The 971-nt window shown below is 35.6% G+C and carries 2 protein-coding genes; both read left to right on the plus strand.

Annotation, left to right across the window (positions count from 1 at the left end; genetic code table 11):
- Positions 1-329 (plus strand): ribose-5-phosphate isomerase A (locus ACFIO3_RS14020; protein WP_375704679.1); only part of this gene is annotated, 329 nt, incomplete at its 5' end.
- 106 nt (positions 330-435) lie between these two features.
- Positions 436-971, plus strand: a 536-nt coding sequence (locus ACFIO3_RS14025; RefSeq protein ID WP_375704680.1) for a DUF2059 domain-containing protein, incomplete at its 3' end; no start/stop codon positions are given.

The raw sequence follows: 971 nt of genomic DNA on the forward strand, positions 1-971 counted from the left end.
AAAGACTTGGTGCTTTTGCACTACCGATTGAAGTTAATTCATTTGGTATCCATACAACACGCAAAGCCATCGAAAAAGTTGCTGATGATTTAGGGCTTTCTGGAAAAATTGCATTGCGAATGAATGGAAAAAATCCTTTTGAAACAGATGGTGGCCATTTTATTCTTGATGCATTTTGGGGCTGCATTTTGCAACCAAAACCATTATCGGATGCACTTCTTGCTATTCCTGGTGTTGTTGAGCATGGCCTTTTTTTGGGGTTGGCTTCACGTGCAATTGTCGCTATGGCTGATGGGCAAATAAAAGTTTTAGAACCGTTTGATTTTTAGAAAAGGCATTTACATGATGATATGTTAGCACAGTAAAAAAGGGTCTTAAAGATTTTAGGTAGAATAACGAATTAAAATTATAATTAGCGATCGGGGTAATCATTAAATGAAAGTAATATTTTCTTTTCAGCGTTTTGTCGTATATTTTAGTGCAATTGCTATTTTTGTTGTGAATGTTGGAATGGTTTATGCACAAGGTGTGAGTGATCAACATTTAGATTCAGCGCGAAAGGCGATCAGATCCATTCATGCAACGGATCAATTTGATAGCTTTTTACCAAATGCAGTCCATGATTTCAAAAATGAACTAATCAGTGATGATCCGAATTTGGCAACAGCTATTTCTGATATTGTTGATAAACAAGCGCTTGCTTTAGTTAAAAGGCGCTCTGATCTAGAAAAAGAGATTGCTCATGTGTATGCAAAATATTTTACTCAAAAAGAGCTTGATGCCATTACAGCATTTTATAATTCTGACACCGGTAAAAAGTTTTTGACAGAAGTCCCCAATATTGCACGTGATTCTTATTCAGCATTTGATATATGGCGTACTGCTCTTATGCGGGATCTTGTAGAAAATGTGAAAAAAGAGATGTCTGAAACACTTAATTTGAATAATTCTACTATGCCTACAAATATGCC

It is taken from the genome of Bartonella sp. AD328YNZD (assembly GCF_042196425.1).